Genomic DNA, 17362 nt, shown 5'->3' on the forward strand with positions numbered 1-17362 from the left:
ATTGACTTTAATGTAGGTTTAACAATAAACGGCTTCCTTATAATCTAGAAGGCACCTTTATTATTTTTTTGTCCTCGCAACATTTCTCTTTTCCCTGGAGGCCCGGGCAAACGTTCTACTATAAAACCAACTGCCTGCATAGCTCTTCTGACACTGCCTTTGGCGGCATAGGTCACTAAAATCCCCTCTGGTTTTAACGCTTGGAACATTTTTGCAAAAATTTCCTCTGTCCAAAGTTCTGGTTGAACCCGGGCACCAAAAGCATCAAAATATATAAGATCGAACGCATTGGCTTCGCCTATATCTTTAAAATCCTTTTGTTGTTTCAATAAGGTAAAATTATCCGTGATATTACAAGGCTCCTCCCAAGGAGAGTTGTGCATCAGCAACAATTCATTTTCAAAATCTTGAGCCTTTAACTGCGCTACATAGTTTAATTCCGTCACCTCTTCTGGCGATACCGGATACCCCTCTACCCCTTGGTACCTTATTTGCAAGCCTTGCTTTTGGCCTTCGAGAAGGGTTATAAAAGCATTCAGCCCAGTTCCAAAGCCTATTTCCAAGATTGCAAGCTCCCTGTTTTGATATAATGACAGCCCATTTTTTATAAACACATGATACGCCTCTTGCACGGCACCGTGTACAGAATGGTACTGCTCGTTCCAATCTTCTATCTGAATGGTTTTAGACCCATCCCCTGTAGTAATAATTTTTCTTTTCACTTTATTTTATTAGCAATACCCCATCCGCTTCAAACCCGTAGTTTTTTTTCACCTCGGTAATCGAAGCAATTTCGGCATTGGATTTACCGGCATCCTTCGCAAAATGCCGTTGATCATCAACACTCATCTCTTCTATAAAGGCCTTTCCATTAACCAATACTTCCTTTCCGATAATATCCTTAGGCATGAAAAAGCCGTAGTCTTTAAATTTCACCATGGCTTCTTCCCCTTGGTCCAAGGCAAGGGTCATCCAACATCCTTTTGTCTGGCATACATCTACAACCGTAGCGGCAAACTGAAGCGCTAAAGTATCCAAAACTTCCAATTCCCGATATTTTTCCAACATTATTGTCGGCGACAAGGCATTTACATCCGATATTTTCGCTCCAAAAACGTCATATTTTCCTTGCTCGAAAGCCGTACCAACCTTTTCGACACTGTTTTTCTGATCCTTACAAGACACAAATAAGCACAAATACACAATCATTATGTTAAAAAACTTCATATTTGTCAATATTTAAATCCTCCTTACAAAACTGGTCAATTTTAAAGAAAAAAAGAAGCCCTAATGAGGTTATTTGTTTAATTTTATTCTTTTAAATATAAATTCATGGATACTATTGCAAATGCTATAACGATTGAGAGGGCCAAAACGTCTAAAATCGATCAAGTAGATTTTAATAATTTAGCTTTTGGAAAGGTTTTAACAGACCATATGTTGGTCTGTGATTATAAAAATGGTGCTTGGGAGACTCCAAAAGTTGTCCCTTATCAGCCAATAACCCTAGATCCTTCTGCAAAAATATTTCATTACGGCCAGTCTGTCTTTGAAGGAATGAAAGCATATAAGGACAGTGAGGAAAACGTTTGGCTGTTCAGACCCTTGGACAATCACAAGCGCATTAACATTTCCTCGAAGCGCCTTGCCATTCCAGAAATTCCAGAAGACTACTTTATGGAAGGCCTAAAAGCGCTTTTAAAAGTGGACGAGCAGTGGATTCCTACCTCAGAAGGAAGCTCCTTGTATATTAGACCTTTTATATTTGCTACCGGGACGGGGTTTCACGCCTCTCCTGCCGATGAGTATAAAATGATCATTGCCTGTGCTCCTTCTGGCTCGTATTTTGCTGGCAAAGTAAAGGTATTGATAGAAGAAACCTATTCTAGATCTGCCAATGGCGGTGTAGGATTTGCCAAGGCCGGAGGAAATTATGCCGGACAATTTTACCCTACTCAATTAGCGGTAGAAAAAGGCTATAACCAAGTAATTTGGACAGATGATAACACGCATGAATATATAGAAGAGGCGGGAGCCATGAATATTTTTATTCGTATTAACGACACCCTTATTACTAGCCCTACAAGCGATAGAATATTGGATGGTATCACTAGAAAGAGTATCATAGAAATCGCCAAGGACGAGAACATCCCTGTAGAAGTCAGAAAAATTACGGTAAGTGAGGTTGTAGAAGCGTCCAAAAACGGAAGTTTAAAAGAAATGTTCGGCGCCGGAACGGCCGCCGTTATTTCACCAATTTCAGGTTTTGGATACAGAAACGAGGAGTACGATTTACCAGAATTAGAAAACAGCTATGCGGCCTTACTCAAAAAACGCATAACAGACATTCAATACAACAAAGTAGAGGATAAATTTGGTTGGAGATATAAATTGTAATCTACCAATACCCTCCGTAAAAAATATTCTGAAGACAGAAAATATAAAAAAGCAATCTGTCTAAACAACAGGTTGCTTTTTTATGCCCTTCTTCCAAGAAAATGGCTACTTTAGCGTAAAACAGACTATAAGCAGCAGCAACCCTATGGCCCTCAACACCTATAATATTGCTGTTATATAAGCAAGCGATCCCCAAAAAATCACCGTCCGGCCTTATTTATCCAAGATTTCGGAAATTTTGGGCTTAAAATAATTTGGCCCCTTTAACACCTTTCCGTCTTCCCTATAGATAGGCCGCCCATCTTTACCCAGTTTACTCATATTACTCCTTTGTATCTCCTCAAAAACCTCCTCTATTTTATATTGCATACCATGCTCTAGAATGGTTCCACACAGAATATAGAGCATATCGCCAAGGGCATCTGCTACTTCTACCAGGTCGTTATTTTCGGCAGCTTCTAAGTATTCCCTATTTTCTTCGTCCATTAAATTATACCGTAGGATGTTTTTTTCCTTTCCTAAATCGGCCTTCATCTCCTTGGACACTCCTAAGCCAAAAGACTTATGAAATAATGCTACCGCTTCTAGTTTACTTTTCATTATTACTTATATTTAAGTTAGCTTTGCGTAAAAATAGAAATATGTTCAGTACAGGTCAATTAATATTCGCCGGCCTTTTTTTTATAGCCTTCGTCATCATCACCTTTTTCGCTTATAACAAGGACAAAAGCCTTCATTTAAAGAACTATAAAGGCATCAAATGGATAGCCTTAACCTTCGTTTCTTTTATCATTATACTTTTTATAATTAAGTTTTTCCTAAAACCATAAGACCATAAATAGGAAGTACCAAACAGCGCCCATATAATTGTTTAAGATTTTTCGTACAGTTTTAGGAATAAAATTGTAAGTTTGCATTTTACACAAATAAGCAATCTTTCATGGTGACTTTTTTAATTATAGTATCGGCTTTAATAAGTATCAATACCCTTCTACTTTTAATCAGTTATAATTCCAATTCTAAATAAGACAGCACCTCAAGGAGCCATACAGCAAATTAGGCACCACTGTTTTACCAACCAAAACTCCTTGCTCCTCTTTCCTTCATCCAATACAACACCAACCACAAGCCCCCTTTTCCTAAGTGCATTTCCTTAATTGAGTGCGTTCAACTACACATCTTTATTCTTTTTAGCATTTTAATTTGGGCGTTCCCTCCTTCGTCGGACGGGCCCTTGGCTATATCCCTTGCGTTGCTACGGGGATGCCGCCGCGGTCCCTAACGCAAAATAAGTTTCCATTAAAACTATTGGAACCACCAAAAAACATTTGTCTGAATTAAAAAGCACCTCCTTTATACTTCTGCATGAGCATTGAAGGCTATTGCTAATACCATCTATTACCCCAACCTTGACCGTCCAACTATTGAATGGATCATACAAACCTAAGAGCGTTTACACAATACTTCTAACAAGATATCCAGAATTCCAAAGCAGTCTCCATACCACCCTCAACAATATCAGCGACTTGTACAGTACAGCAGCCATATTTTCTTTTGTTTTTCATAAAAAACCAAAAATAACCTTCAAAAACTATGTTAACTATATATCAAAATTCCTAATTACAATCATTTAATTTAGTTATACCCGTATTTAATATGGGTTCATATTACATTATATGTATTTTTCAACACCATACCCCTGTTTTTTTTAGGGGTCAACATTATTTATCTATATATTTACAAAAAACAATCCTCAATTATGAAAAAAATAGAAGCAATTATCAGAAAGTCCAAATTTGACGAAGTCAAGGATGCACTACATCAAATTGAAGTTAACTTTTTTAGCTATTGGGACGTCACAGGTGTTGGAAATGAAAAGCAGGGACATGTTTACCGGGGTATTTCATACAGCACCACGGACATACAACGAAGATATTTATCTATTGTAGTATCAGATGATTTCCTAGAAAAAACAATAGACACCATTTTAGAAACCGCTTATTCTGGAAACGTGGGCGACGGGAAGATTTTTGTGTCGGACATCAAAGAAGCCTACCGAATAAGAACAAAGGAAAGCGGACACGCTGGAATCAACTAACCTTTTTATGAATCAATAAACAACTGTACGATATGGACACAGGATTATTTACCGCGAACAACATTTGGATGATGATATGCACAGCACTTGTATTTTTCATGCACTTAGGATTTTCACTTTTAGAAATTGGACTTACCCGTCAAAAAAACACTATAAACATCCTTTTCAAAAATATTTTCATAATATGCCTTGGGATACTTCTTTACTATCTAGGAGGATTTAACCTTATGTATCCCGGCGCTTTCAACGGCTATTTGGGTTTTGCCGGGCTAGGTTTAGAGGCCCCCATGCTTGCCGATGGCAGTTTAGACCTTGCCTATAATGAAGGCTACACCTATTGGACCGATTTTCTTTTTCAAGCTATGTTTGCTGCCACGGCCGCTACCATTGTTTCGGGAGCTGTTGCCGAACGGATAAAATTAGGCGGATTCATGATTTTCACCCTTTTTTACATAGGGCTGGTTTATCCTATTGTAGGGTCTTGGCAATGGGGCGGTGGCTTCTTATCGTCTCTCGGGGGTGAGAATGGCGGATTCCATGATTTCGCCGGCTCTACCCTGGTGCATTCCGTAGGGGGCTGGGCTGCTTTAATCGCCATTTACCTATTAGGCCCACGTATTGGTAAATTTGGTAAGGATGGAAAAGCCAATGCTATTCCAGGACATAACCTTCCATTGGCCACCGCAGGTGTTCTTATTCTTTGGATGGGATGGTTTGGCTTTAACGGTGGGTCGGTACTATCGGCAGATCCGGCAGCTACCTCTATCGTCTTGGTGACCACCTGTCTGGCCGCTGCGGCAGGAGGAGCCGGAGCCTTTATTTTCTCTACCTTAAGACATAAAAACTACGACCTTACCATGATGTTAAACGGTATTTTGGGAGGCCTCGTTGGGATTACGGCAGGAGCCGATCTGATGTCGCCAATAGAAGCTATTGCCATCGGTTTTTTAGCCGGAATAATCATCGTATACGGAGTAGCCCTGTTAGATAAATTAAAACTCGATGATCCGGTAGGGGCCGTTGCCGTACATCTTATTTGCGGAATTTGGGGCACCTTGGCCGTAGGCCTTTTTGGAACAAAGGCAGGAGTAGGCCAATTCATTTATCAATTATCAGGAGTAGCGATTATCGGACTGTTTTGCTCTATTAGCGCTTTTATTATCCTAATGTCGATTAAAAAATTATCGGGCATAAGGGTCAGTAAAGAAGAAGAAGTTGAAGGATTGGACATTCACGAACACGGAATGGATGCCTATGCCGATTTTAGACTTAACCAATACTAGTTCATTACTAAATAAAAAGGAAACGGAGCGTTTTGCAGAACGCTCCGTTAATAATCCTTTTCACTGTTGAACTCAATTTTAAACATTCACTTCCTCAAATGAGGTCCTAAATTCTTGAATTATGAAAATGATTACAGACACAAATTTCGTGAAAATATTTCTGTTTTCCATAGCAATTTGCTCTAGCTTAACCTCCTTTTCTCAAGAAAACGAAACCGAGGATAAGAAAATAAGCTTTAGCGGAAGTATAGACGCCTATTACCAAACCAACCTAAGTGCTTCTGACAAGATTCTACAATCTCCGGGCACGTCCTTTGCCAACGAAACCGGTTTTGCCTTAGGGATGGCCAATGCCATGGTCACTTATAAAACCGAAAAAACCGGTGCCGTAGCCGATTTGGTTTTTGGCCCTAGGGGCGATGAGGCCTCTGGGGGGTATCAAATCAACCAATTGTATGCCTATTGGAATGTAACCGACGATATAAAGCTTACTGCCGGCCGATTTAATACCTTTTTAGGCTATGAAGTAATTTCTCCTACTGCCAACTTTAATTATAGTACCTCCTATTTATTCTCCTATGGTCCTTTTTCCCATGTGGGCTTAAAAGCCGATTTTTATTTAACAGAAAAACTTAGCCTGATGCTTGCATTTATGAACGTTACAGATGTAAATAATAATATTACCGGGGCTTATTCCTTTGGAGCACAACTAGGGTATTCCGGACAATATTTGAATTTTTATTATGACAACAAGGCTAGCCTAGGGGTTGAAATAGATTATACTGGGGGTATAACGGTCACCGAAGATTTTTATCTCGGAATCAATGCGGCTTATCAAGACAATGACGGCATTGGTTTTTATGGCGCTGCCCTTTACCCACAATTAGCCACTACAGAAAACCTGACCATGGGCTTACGAGGAGAATATTTTGTAGAAAACGGTGCTTATGGCGCTATAGGAACCGATGTTGCAGACTCTAGTGTTTTTGCCTTAACACTAACCGCTAGCTATACTATGGAAAACCTGACCATTAAGCCGGAAATAAGATTGGACAGCGCCTCTGACGACGCATTTTTGGATCGGGATTCAACAAGCTCCAAAAGCCTATCTTCCCTTCTAATTGCGGCGGTATACGCTTTTTAATAACTGTTGATTTTTGTTGAATGCCCGGCAATTTGTCGGGCATTTTTTTATTTATCTTTTTTAAAAGCTTTAACACCCGCCAAAATTGCAACATCCAGCCTATTTTGCTTTGGCACCAAAGGACATGAATATTTTGAATTATAAGCACAATACGGATTATAAGCTTTATTAAAATCGATTACCACCGTATCTGTTTTTGGGATCCTCATATCTAGGTACCTGCCACCGGAATAGGTTTCCTCTCCATTAGTAATGTCTGCAAAAGGAAGGAATAAATAGTCTTCAAATCCTTCTTGTCCTTTTAGTTCCTGATTTTGATACACCTCTAATTGATGTTTTCGGCCTTCCAACATAAAGGTTACCGTACCATACACCACTTCTTCAGATTTTCGGCCAGTGCTGGTAGGCATAAAAAACGGTAACGCTTCGGGCGTCCTTGCAAAGACAGCAGTTACCCTAAATAAAGTATCGGGAGCAAAAAAATCAAGACTTTCAAAATTTTTCCGGATTCTATCGGGTAAAGGAGAGGTCTCGGGGTCTTTAAACTCTTCATTCAACTTATTTTGAAACTGCAATACGTCGCTCAAGGCTTCCGTTTGTAGAACTACCGTATTTTTTACTGCTGTATCATGATATTTTTTTTCCTTACAACTCACTGTTATCAGCAAAAACAACAAAATCAAACGCCACATAATTTAGTTTTTTATTCTTGCCCACAACATAGTATTTTTTTACTTAATTTTGCCCTGTTTCTATAAAAATCACCCATTTTTTCTCTACCTGAGCACCGTCCATTAGCAGTGTTATTTCCTATGAAAAAAATTTATCAAAGCTACATTCTATCTTTTCAAGGACTCTCCCAGGAAGTGTGGTGGCTAGCCTTAATAACCCTCATTAATAGAGCGGGGACCATGGTAATCCCTTTTTTATCGCTCTACCTATCCGATAATCTAGGCCTTAGCCTTAGCGAGGTAGGCAGCATTATGACCTCTTTTGGATTAGGGTCTCTTATAGGGAATTGGGCAGGAGGCAAGCTTACCGATAAAATAGGCTATTATAAGGTCATGCTGGGCAGCCTGTTTTTAACAGGCGTATTTTTTATTGGAATACAATTTCTGACCAGTTTTTGGAGCGTATGTGGCGGGATATTTATACTGATGATAATCGCCGATGCTTTTAGGCCTGCTGTATTTGTTGCCCTGTTTGCCTATAGCAAACCAGAGAACAAAACCAGATCGGTTACCCTTATCCGTCTTGCTATTAATTTAGGATTCTCTGCCGGCCCGGCTATAGGCGGTATCATTATCACCACCATGGGCTATAGCGGCCTATTTTGGATCGATGGGTTCAGTTGTATTTTAGCGGCACTTCTTTTGCTATTGGTGTTAAATCCTAAAAAATCGAAAGCCATAGACAACGTCAAAAACGAGATGCCAAAATCGGCCTATACCGATCTACGGTATTTACTTTTTATCCTGGCCATGGTATTTTTTGGTTTTGCTTTTGTGCAATATTTTTCCACGGTTCCGGTATACTACAACAATGTTCACGGCTTAAGCGAATTCCAGATTGGACTGATTTTAGGGATGAATGGATTCATGATTTTTGCACTCGAGATGCCCTTAATAAAATACCTAGAAGGGAGACCGTGGTCCCAGAGTTCCAAAATGATCATTGGCTTGCTATTGGTAGCCCTCAGTTTTATATTCTTTAATCTCCCTCCATTTACCGGAGTGTTGGTTTTTGGGATGATATTAATGACTTGGGGAGAAATGATCGCTTTTCCTTTTTCGAATGCTTTTGCCATGGAACGGGCAAAACGTGGCAATCAAGGCGAATATATGGCCCTTTATACCATGGCCTTTTCCGTTTCCCATATTTTTGCCCATAACTTAGGAATGCGCTCCATAGCAAGTAATGGCTATGAATTCACCTGGTACGGCACCGCCTTTATTTGCACCCTTGGAGCGGTACTGCTTCTTATTTTACGTAAATTACTTAGATCCCAATCCAATTAATTCCGTCCTTAAAAAATCATTGGAACTACCTTGAAAAAGAAGGTTTCCTGTTCGCTACCCCTAGCAAAGACTGCCCTCTATTCCTGTATATTATCGTAACGGGCATCTTTTAAATATTTGGCAACTATTTCATTAAACTCAGGTGTAATACGTAGCAGCGCCGTATTTTCCAAGGCATACAAAGCCTCCTTGTCTGTATATCCTTTTTTAAGCAGTTCTTCCAAATAAAACAACGATGTACCATAGTCTTCTATTTTGGCAGAACTGGAAATAATCCTAAGGTAATACTCGTAGTTTTCGGGATCCGTAATGGTTTTTAACATCCACAATAAACTTAAGGCATCTTGGTCTATTGGTTTTGCTTCTTGTTGTGTTTGGATATTTACTTCGATGAGAAGATTAAGATAGTTTAGTAAACGTTTCCCCATTTCTTGTTCCGCACGAATTCTACTCTTTTGGTACTTCCCAAGCTCCCCCATTTGGTAATTCCACCATCCCAAATTATTGTAATTATAGGTAACAATGTCTTCCTCTAAATAATACACATAGTCTTCTTTTATAAAAGACTCTTTTAAAAAGGCATTTTTCTCATTCCGCTTCATCGCCTTAAATTGTTTGTCCTTCCTTAAAGAACGGTGTTGATCTTTTAATTGATCTACCTCTCTCAGGTTTCGATACACATCTATGAGCTCTCCCATTAAATTTTCGGCTTGTGTTAATTTATTGGAGGCTATTAAAGCTTGTACCTCTTGAATATTTCTGTCATAGGAATCATTAATAAATGTCGTAGATTTTTCAATGGCTCCTTTCTCCATTCCCGAAAGCGTTAATATATCCAAGCTTGTATTTAGGTAATCTACGCTAGGCCATTGATGTCCTCCGTTAAACACCAATAGGTTGTTTGAGTATTTATATTTATCGAACATTTTTACTCCTGCCTTCATTTCGGAATAAGAATAATCTTCCGTACCAACAATACCTATAAAATGAAATGGAATTCTACTATCTAGGAGTTCAAGATTTGGATAGGCCGCTCCTGCCGAAATGACTCCCTTAATTTCCTGTATAAAAATAGGCAACACACTTGCCAATCTGGCCCCGTTATCAAATCCGAAAGCGTAGGTTCTATATTTTTGAATCGGCAATATTTTGATCACCGTATTTAACATCCGGCCCGTAATGGCTATATTCTCGGAAGTAGACAAGGAATCGCTTAAGTTATTGGAAGCTGCTAAAATAACCCCCTGTTTTTCTGCGACCTCTCTATACTTATGAATTGCCCGCCCCCCTTTTCCGTTTAAATCAAATATATAAACTATAGGCCACGTTTTACTTCCCTCAAAAGAGGTTGGCAGATATAAGGAAAAACTTTCTGAACCCGTTGCTCCAACAGGAACTGTGTTCACAACACCACCTTTTTTTAAGGTCAATTCTTGTGCTACACCCACAAAAGCCGCACTTAAAAACAGGAAAATTAATATTTTTTTCATAGCGAAATTATCAACAAAAATCTGGCCAAATTACTTTTAAATGTAATAATTCTAACAGACTAATTTAAAGAATTAACCATAATTAATTGGCATAGGCTTTTGGGCTACCTATTTTATCCATGGGGTACTAGGGCTTTTAAACCTTCAAGATTACACACATTAAACATATATGCTCTCTGAATATTGCCCTACGAACAACAAGTCCAATAAGAATCGGCGAACATTCATCTATTCCTTTTACAAGTTTTCCTTTTTTCTTATCGGGGCATTAGAAACCACATCGGAAAGAATGATATGGGTTCGTGTCTCCCCATATTGAATCAATTTATCGATAAATTTCTCTAAATGAAACTGATCTTTCAACACTACCATCATAATGATATTTTCGTTTCCAGTAATCCGATAACAGTTTACCACTTCTTCATAGGAATTTACCGCCTCCAAAAAGGGCTTTAATTTCCCCATAAAAGCTCGGAGCGTAATGATGGCTTTTAATTGAAATCCAGTATGGGAATGCGACAATACGGCCTTATATCCGGTAATCACTCCGACATCCTCCATTTTTTTAACCCGCTCTGCTACCGCCGGAGCCGTTAGCCCCACTTTTCTGGCAATATTCGCAAAAGATTCCCGGGCATTTTGCTGTAGAAAATGCAGGATTTTCCAATTGAGGGCATCGATCTTTGTATTCAACATATTTTTACCTTAATTACTTTATTATCTAAATCTAATATACAACTTTACTAACGAAAACAAATACAATATTGTTAGATTCATCGTAATTTTAAATAACAAAAGTTGCTGTTTAGAAATGCCATATAAAAACCTTCGTTCGATTCCTATTTACCGTAAATCTCTGGACCTTTGTCTAATGAGTAGGGAAATTGCATCCTATGTATCTTACAACAAGGATTTATTGAAACTTTACCAATCAAACAGTCTTAGGGATATCATTGCAGATTCCTTATTAACTGACGCTATTTTAATACCTCAACAAATTGCTGCTGCGGAACAATCAGAATCCTATGCAGTAAGGATGAAAAGTGCCACTTTTATAGCTATTATGTTAAGAAACATTAATTCTTATTGCACTGGTCTGGAAAAAGATGGGGTAAAAGAAAAAGAATACCTCAATCTTTTAAGGAGTGAAATAAAAAGCTTCCGTAGATTATTTAAAGTATGGCGAAGATCTATTCGTCGTTAAAGACTTGATATTACTCATTTTACATCGCCTTTAAGACTGCTTCGTCCCGTGATTCCTACTGAAAGGTATGGCTTTTCGAACTATCCCTAGATCGAATCATATCGACGGTCCAGTGCGAGCTTTTCACATTTTGCGTCCTCCCGATAGAGACTCTACACCACTGGCACGTGGTCTATTCTCCTAGCTCTTAATCGGGACCTAACGTCTATATTTCTTTTTTCAACTACAGCATTTATACATTGCTACTTGAAATAATGGCGACTTGCTTTTGCGTTAGGGAGCGCGGCGGCATCCTCGCAGCGGAGCAAGGGATATAGCCAAGAGCCCGACCGACGCAAGGAGGGAACGCCCAAAAAACAAGTCTGAAAGCCAAGGAAATATGGATTTTCACCTACATATTCCTTCTGTATTGGCCGCCTACCGTAAATAAGGCTTTGGTAATTTCTCCTAGAGAACAGACTTTACTGACTTCCATTAGTTTTTCAAAAATATTATGGGATGTAACGGCAGCCTCTTGAAGTTCTTTTAGCTCTTTCTTTGCTTTAAGCTGATTTCTTTCCTTTAAATTTTCCAAGGTTTGTATTTGCGCCTGTTTTTCCGCTTCCGTGGCCCGAATAACTTCTACCGGCAAAATGGTAGGGGAGCCTTTAGAGCTCAAAAAGGTATTGACCCCAATTATAGGAAATTCACCATTGTGTTTTAGGGTTTCGTAATACAAGCTCTCTTCTTGAATTTTAGAACGCTGGTACATGGTTTCCATAGCTCCTAGTACGCCGCCCCTTTCGGTGATGCGATCAAACTCCAACAACACGGCCGCTTCTACCAAATCGGTTAATTCTTCGATAATAAAGGCACCTTGAATGGGGTTCTCATTTTTGGCCAGTCCTAGTTCTTTGTTGATAATCAATTGAATTGCCATAGCCCTCCTTACCGATTCTTCGGTAGGGGTCGTAATTGCCTCGTCATAGGCATTGGTATGCAAGGAATTACAATTGTCATAAATGGCATACAAGGCCTGCAAGGTGGTCCTGATATCGTTGAAATCTATTTCTTGTGCATGCAGGCTCCTCCCGGAAGTTTGGATGTGATATTTTAGCATTTGCGCCCTAGGGTCGGCACCGTATTTCTGCTGCATGGCCTTGGCCCATATTTTTCTGGCGACTCTTCCGATCACGGCATACTCCGGGTCGATCCCGTTTGAGAAGAAAAATGAGAGATTGGGACCAAACTTATTAATATCCATCCCCCTGCTCAGGTAGTATTCTACATAGGTAAATCCGTTGGCCAAGGTAAATGCCAATTGGGTAATGGGATTGGCCCCGGCCTCGGCAATATGATAGCCAGAGATAGATACGGAGTAAAAATTACGGACGTCGTTTGCTATAAAATATTCCTGTACATCGCCCATAAGCCGCAGGGCAAATTCTGTCGAAAAGATACAGGTATTTTGGGCTTGGTCTTCTTTTAAAATATCGGCCTGCACGGTACCTCTGACTTGCTTTAAGGTTTTCTTTTTAATGGTCTCATACACTTCTTTGGGCAACACTTCATCTCCGGTAACCCCTAGCAGAAGTAGGCCCAACCCATTATTCCCCTGGGGAAGTTCGCCCATATAAAAAGGTCTTTTATCTTCTTTCCCCTTGTAGAGCATTTTTATTTTCGCTTCAACTTCCTTTTCGAGCCCGTGTTCATGAATATATTTTTCACAGTTCTGATCGATCGCAGCGTTCATAAAAAAGCCTAACAACATAGGTGCCGGACCATTGATGGTCATACTCACCGAAGTCATAGCGTTGCTTAGATCGAAGCCAGAATAGAGTTTTTTAGCATCGTCCAAACAACATACCGACACCCCTGCATTCCCTATTTTCCCATAAATATCTGGGCGTTTGTCAGGATCATTGCCATATAAGGTGACGGAATCAAAGGCCGTAGACAGTCTTTTTGCCGGAATTCCTTGGCTTACGTAATGAAAACGCCTATTGGTACGTTCAGGACCTCCTTCCCCAGCAAACATCCTAGCAGGATCCTCTTCTGTCCTTTTAAAAGGATAGAGTCCGGCGGTATACGGAAATTCACCAGGCACATTTTCCTGTAGACTCCACCGCAACAGATCGCCCCAAGCCGTGTATTTGGGCAGGGCTATTTTAGGGATGTCCGTTTGTGATAAGGATTTTGTGCTTGTCGCTATCTTTATTTCCTTGCCGCGCACCTTAAAGCTATACACGGGTAATTTATACCGTTGTACCTTATCCTGCCAATTTTGAAGAAGTCTCCAATACTGGGGATCCAAGGTAATTTTGAGACTTTCAAATTCTTCCAACAAAAGAGACAGTAGCCCTTTGGCGTTTTCCTTCTTTACCTTTTTCAGAAGGGTTTCTTTTTGAAATTCAGGGGATAAAAAGGTCGATTCAAAATTATCCTTATTATCTATTCCTGCTACGGCTTCTATGGCTTTAAAGATTCCATATAGGCGCTGTGCCACTTCTGACTGTTGGTTCACCTTAGCATCATACAAACGGATACTTTCTGCTATTTCTGAAAGGTAGCGCGTACGGGATGGGGGGATTACAAAAATATTTTCTTCCGACTGCACGCCAACCTTGTATTGGGAATGCAGGGCTGCCTTTGTTTTTTGGACCACCTTCTCCATGACCTCCTTGTAGAGTCGGTTCATTCCCGGATCGTTAAATTGCGAAGCAATGGTGCCAAAAATGGGCAATTCGTCTTGTTTTGCCTCCCAAAGTCCATGATTGCGGACATATTGTTTTTTGACATCCCTTACGGCATCCAAGGCACCGCGTTTATCAAATTTATTGATGGCTACCAGGTCGGCAAAATCCAACATATCAATTTTTTCCAATTGGGTAGCGGCCCCAAATTCTGGTGTCATCACATATAGGGACACATCGCAATGTGCTATTATTTCAGTATCTGACTGCCCTATTCCCGAGGTTTCCAAAATAATGATATCAAATTCGGCCGCTTTTAATACCTGTAGGGCTTCACCGATGTTTTTGGACAGGGCCACATTTGCCTGACGTGTCGCAAGGGAACGCATGTACACCCGACTATTATCGATGGCATTCATTCGGATACGATCGCCCAACAATGCACCGCCTGTTTTTCTTTTTGAAGGGTCTACCGAAAGCACCCCAATGGTCTTTTGTGGAAAATCTACTAAAAACCGACGTATCAACTCATCGACCAAACTAGACTTGCCTGCTCCCCCGGTACCTGTGATGCCAAGTACCGGTATAATTTTATCAGAAGCCTTCAAGACCGAACTATAGGGTAAAAATTTTTCGGCATTATTCTCTGCTAGGGTAATAAGCCGCGCTATAATATGCTCGTTCTTATTTTTAAGCGATTGCCCCAAGGCATTTACCTCTTCTGCCTTTAAGTCTGGCATGGCAAAATCGCTTTGGCGAACCAAATCGTTGATCATTCCTTGCAAGCCCATGGTTCTGCCATCATCAGGGGCATAAATTCGGGTGATACCATACTCCATCAACTCTTTTATTTCTTGTGGAAGAATAACACCTCCCCCACCGCCAAATATTTTAATATGCCCCGCTCCTCTTTCCAACAACAAGTCGCGCATATATTTGAAATACTCATTATGCCCTCCTTGGTAAGAGGTAATGGCAATGGCATTCACATCTTCCTGAATAGCGCAATTAACCACCTCATGTACACTGCGATCGTGCCCAAGATGAATTACTTCGACACCTGTTGCCTGTATGATACGGCGCATAATATTAATTGCAGCATCGTGCCCATCGAAAAGTGAGGCGGCCGTAACGATACGCACTTTGTTCTTTGGCAAGTAAGGAGTTATTTGTTTCATATTCAATAATAGGATATATATTGGTATGCAATTTAATGAATACACAAAAAACTACCGCTTATTTTTAGAATATTATAAAAACATTCCGTTCTTAGGAGACTTCCTTCCTAAAATCCTAAATTTACGGTTATAAATAGTATTCCTTTGAAAACCACTATCCTCATTCACTGTCCCGACCAATCTGGCATTATTAGTACCGTTACTAGCTTTATCTATAGAAATGGCGGCAACATTATTTACATCGATCAACACGTAGATAAAGAAGCCGGTGTCTTTTTTATGCGCTTGGAAAGTGATTTCGAAAACAACATTCCGGACATTAGCACCCTTAAACAGAAATTTGAAGAAGAGCTGGCCCAGCCCTATCAAATGGAATGGAGCTTATACATAGGATCTAAAAGACCTAAAATGGCCTTATGGGTCTCTAAATACAATCATTGTTTATACGATTTGCTTAGCCGATACAACTCTGGGGAATTGGAAGTTGAGATTCCTTTTATTTTAAGCAACCATCCCGACTTGGAATATGTGGCCCAACAATTTGGCATTCCTTTTTTCCATGTTCCTGTTAGCAAGGACACCAAAGAAGATGCCGAGAACGAACAGCTAAGGCTAATGGATCAATACGAAATTGATTTTATAGTTTTAGCCCGTTATATGCAAATAGTAACCCAAAAGATCATAGATCGGTACCCTAACAAAATCATCAATATCCATCATTCTTTTTTACCGGCCTTTGCAGGCGCCAAGCCCTATCATGCGGCTTTTGAACGTGGGGTAAAAATTATTGGGGCTACCAGTCATTATGTGACCGAAGAATTGGATGCCGGACCCATCATAGAACAAGATGTTACCACGGTATCCCATTCCCATAACATTAAAGACTTCATTACCAAGGGGCGGGATTTGGAAAAAATTGTACTTTCTAGGGCGGTGAAGCTACATATTCGACGAAAAACAATGGTATACAACAACAAAACAGTCATATTTACATAAATGATCAATTCCCTAACAATATCATTTGAGTATCTTTAACATAAATCTCACTACATGAAAAAAATTATACTGTGTCTTGTTCTTTTTCAATGCTTCGGATGCGCTGAATTACAACAGGTAGTGAACAACCTTCCCCAAGGAGGTGTTGTTAACAATACGGATATTGCAAACGGCCTAAGACAGGCCTTGGAAATAGGCATTGATAAACAGGTAAGCAGGCTCACCGAAACCGATGGATTTTATAAGAACGACCTGGTTAAGATTGTCCTACCGCAAGAACTACAAAAAGTAGATAAAACCCTCAGAGATATTGGATTATCCAATTTGGCCGATGAAGGACTAAAGATATTGAACCGGGCTGCGGAAGATGCCGTAAAAGAGGCAACACCAATTTTCGTTAGTGCCGTAAAGGGCATTACCTTTAACGATGCCAAGAACATTTTACTAGGTGCAGACAATGCCGCCACTGTCTACCTTACCAACAATACCCAGGCAGAACTATACAACAAGTTTAGTCCCGTGATTAAAAATTCTTTTGAAAAAGTAGGTGCAGACCAAATATGGAACCAACTCATCACCCGGTACAATAACATCCCTTTTATAAGTCCGGTAAATCCGGACCTGACAGATTATGTTACTCAAGAAGCCTTGGCGGGAGTCTATACCATGATAGCTCTAGAAGAAAAAGAAATTAGAACTAAGACTACCTCTAGAACCACCGACATTTTAAGACGTGTTTTTGCGCTACAAGATTAATAATGAGATTTTTATACAAAAAACATTACAATAAATATGATTTAATCGCGTTACTCCTATTATAAGGAAAGTAAATAAGTCGTGATACAGCCTAAAATCAGCCTTATTTGTTTTAAGGATTTAAGT

General features: G+C 39.8%; 15 protein-coding genes. 8 read left to right on the plus strand and 7 right to left on the minus strand.

The features are described 5' to 3' along the window. Positions 1-44: 44 nt before the first annotated feature. Both mnmD and BUA16_RS02375 read right to left on the minus strand, forming a co-directional pair. Positions 45-722: a tRNA (5-methylaminomethyl-2-thiouridine)(34)-methyltransferase MnmC2 gene (mnmD, locus tag BUA16_RS02370; protein WP_072763026.1), complete on the minus strand. Its 678-nt coding sequence runs from the start codon at positions 720-722 to the stop codon at positions 45-47. A 1-nt stretch (position 723) separates the two neighbouring features. Further along, on the minus strand, positions 724-1227 hold the full coding sequence (locus tag BUA16_RS02375) for a DUF4920 domain-containing protein (RefSeq protein WP_072763027.1): 504 nt from the start codon (positions 1225-1227) through the stop codon (positions 724-726). Positions 1228-1332: 105 nt separating this feature from the next. On the opposite strand from BUA16_RS02375, the gene BUA16_RS02380 reads away from it, so the two are divergent. Next, the gene (locus tag BUA16_RS02380) at positions 1333-2397 is read left to right on the plus strand and encodes a branched-chain amino acid aminotransferase (protein ID WP_178338832.1); all 1065 of its coding nucleotides are present in this window, start codon (positions 1333-1335) and stop codon (positions 2395-2397) included. A gap of 213 nt (positions 2398-2610) precedes the next feature. On the opposite strand, the gene BUA16_RS02385 is transcribed toward BUA16_RS02380, so the two are convergent. Further along, complete coding sequence (locus tag BUA16_RS02385) at positions 2611-2997, minus strand: pyrophosphohydrolase domain-containing protein (protein WP_072763028.1); 387 nt, start codon at positions 2995-2997, stop codon at positions 2611-2613. 1159 nt (positions 2998-4156) lie between these two features. On the opposite strand from BUA16_RS02385, the gene BUA16_RS02395 reads away from it, so the two are divergent. The 3 genes from BUA16_RS02395 to BUA16_RS02405 all read left to right on the plus strand — a co-directional run bounded on the left by BUA16_RS02395 (position 4157) and on the right by BUA16_RS02405 (position 6922). Beyond that, entirely contained in the window at positions 4157-4495 is a 339-nt protein-coding gene (locus tag BUA16_RS02395; protein ID WP_072763030.1) for a P-II family nitrogen regulator, read from the plus strand. A gap of 32 nt (positions 4496-4527) precedes the next feature. Next, positions 4528-5778, plus strand: coding sequence for an ammonium transporter (locus BUA16_RS02400; protein WP_072763031.1), 1251 nt, complete (start codon positions 4528-4530; stop codon positions 5776-5778). Positions 5779-5899: 121 nt separating this feature from the next. Beyond that, positions 5900-6922: an outer membrane beta-barrel protein gene (locus BUA16_RS02405; protein WP_072763032.1), complete on the plus strand. Its 1023-nt coding sequence runs from the start codon at positions 5900-5902 to the stop codon at positions 6920-6922. 47 nt (positions 6923-6969) lie between these two features. Here the strand turns inward: BUA16_RS02405 and BUA16_RS02410 are convergent, their stop codons facing one another. Next, a complete protein-coding gene (locus tag BUA16_RS02410) occupies positions 6970-7614 on the minus strand; it encodes a DUF1684 domain-containing protein (RefSeq protein WP_072763033.1) in 645 nt (214 codons plus the stop codon). Between the two features lie 120 nt (positions 7615-7734). Here BUA16_RS02410 and BUA16_RS02415 point away from each other — a divergent pair, with 120 nt between their 5' ends. Then, positions 7735-8940 (plus strand): MDR family MFS transporter, encoded by a 1206-nt coding sequence (locus BUA16_RS02415; RefSeq protein WP_072763034.1) that lies wholly within the window; start codon positions 7735-7737, stop codon positions 8938-8940. Positions 8941-9017: 77 nt separating this feature from the next. On the opposite strand, the gene BUA16_RS02420 is transcribed toward BUA16_RS02415, so the two are convergent. Both BUA16_RS02420 and BUA16_RS02425 read right to left on the minus strand, forming a co-directional pair. Then, on the minus strand, positions 9018-10430 hold the full coding sequence (locus BUA16_RS02420; RefSeq protein WP_072763035.1) for an alpha/beta hydrolase: 1413 nt from the start codon (positions 10428-10430) through the stop codon (positions 9018-9020). Positions 10431-10667: 237 nt separating this feature from the next. Then, positions 10668-11126 (minus strand): Lrp/AsnC family transcriptional regulator, encoded by a 459-nt coding sequence (locus BUA16_RS02425; RefSeq protein ID WP_072763036.1) that lies wholly within the window; start codon positions 11124-11126, stop codon positions 10668-10670. Between the two features lie 115 nt (positions 11127-11241). Between BUA16_RS02425 and BUA16_RS02430 the strand changes: the two genes are divergently transcribed. Further along, on the plus strand, positions 11242-11634 hold the full coding sequence (locus tag BUA16_RS02430) for a hypothetical protein (RefSeq protein WP_072763037.1): 393 nt from the start codon (positions 11242-11244) through the stop codon (positions 11632-11634). Positions 11635-12025: 391 nt separating this feature from the next. Here the strand turns inward: BUA16_RS02430 and BUA16_RS02435 are convergent, their stop codons facing one another. Continuing rightward, on the minus strand, positions 12026-15484 hold the full coding sequence (locus BUA16_RS02435; RefSeq protein ID WP_072763038.1) for a methylmalonyl-CoA mutase family protein: 3459 nt from the start codon (positions 15482-15484) through the stop codon (positions 12026-12028). A 144-nt stretch (positions 15485-15628) separates the two neighbouring features. Here BUA16_RS02435 and purU point away from each other — a divergent pair, with 144 nt between their 5' ends. Together purU and BUA16_RS02445 are read left to right on the plus strand one after the other, a co-directional pair. Further along, on the plus strand, positions 15629-16480 hold the full coding sequence (gene purU, locus BUA16_RS02440) for a formyltetrahydrofolate deformylase (protein ID WP_072763039.1): 852 nt from the start codon (positions 15629-15631) through the stop codon (positions 16478-16480). Between the two features lie 54 nt (positions 16481-16534). Beyond that, entirely contained in the window at positions 16535-17236 is a 702-nt protein-coding gene (locus BUA16_RS02445) for a DUF4197 domain-containing protein (protein WP_072763040.1), read from the plus strand. Positions 17237-17362 lie beyond the last annotated feature (126 nt).

Origin of the sequence: Arenibacter nanhaiticus (assembly GCF_900141935.1) — a bacterium.
In the GTDB taxonomy this organism is placed as follows: Bacteria; Bacteroidota; Bacteroidia; order Flavobacteriales; family Flavobacteriaceae; genus Arenibacter; species Arenibacter nanhaiticus.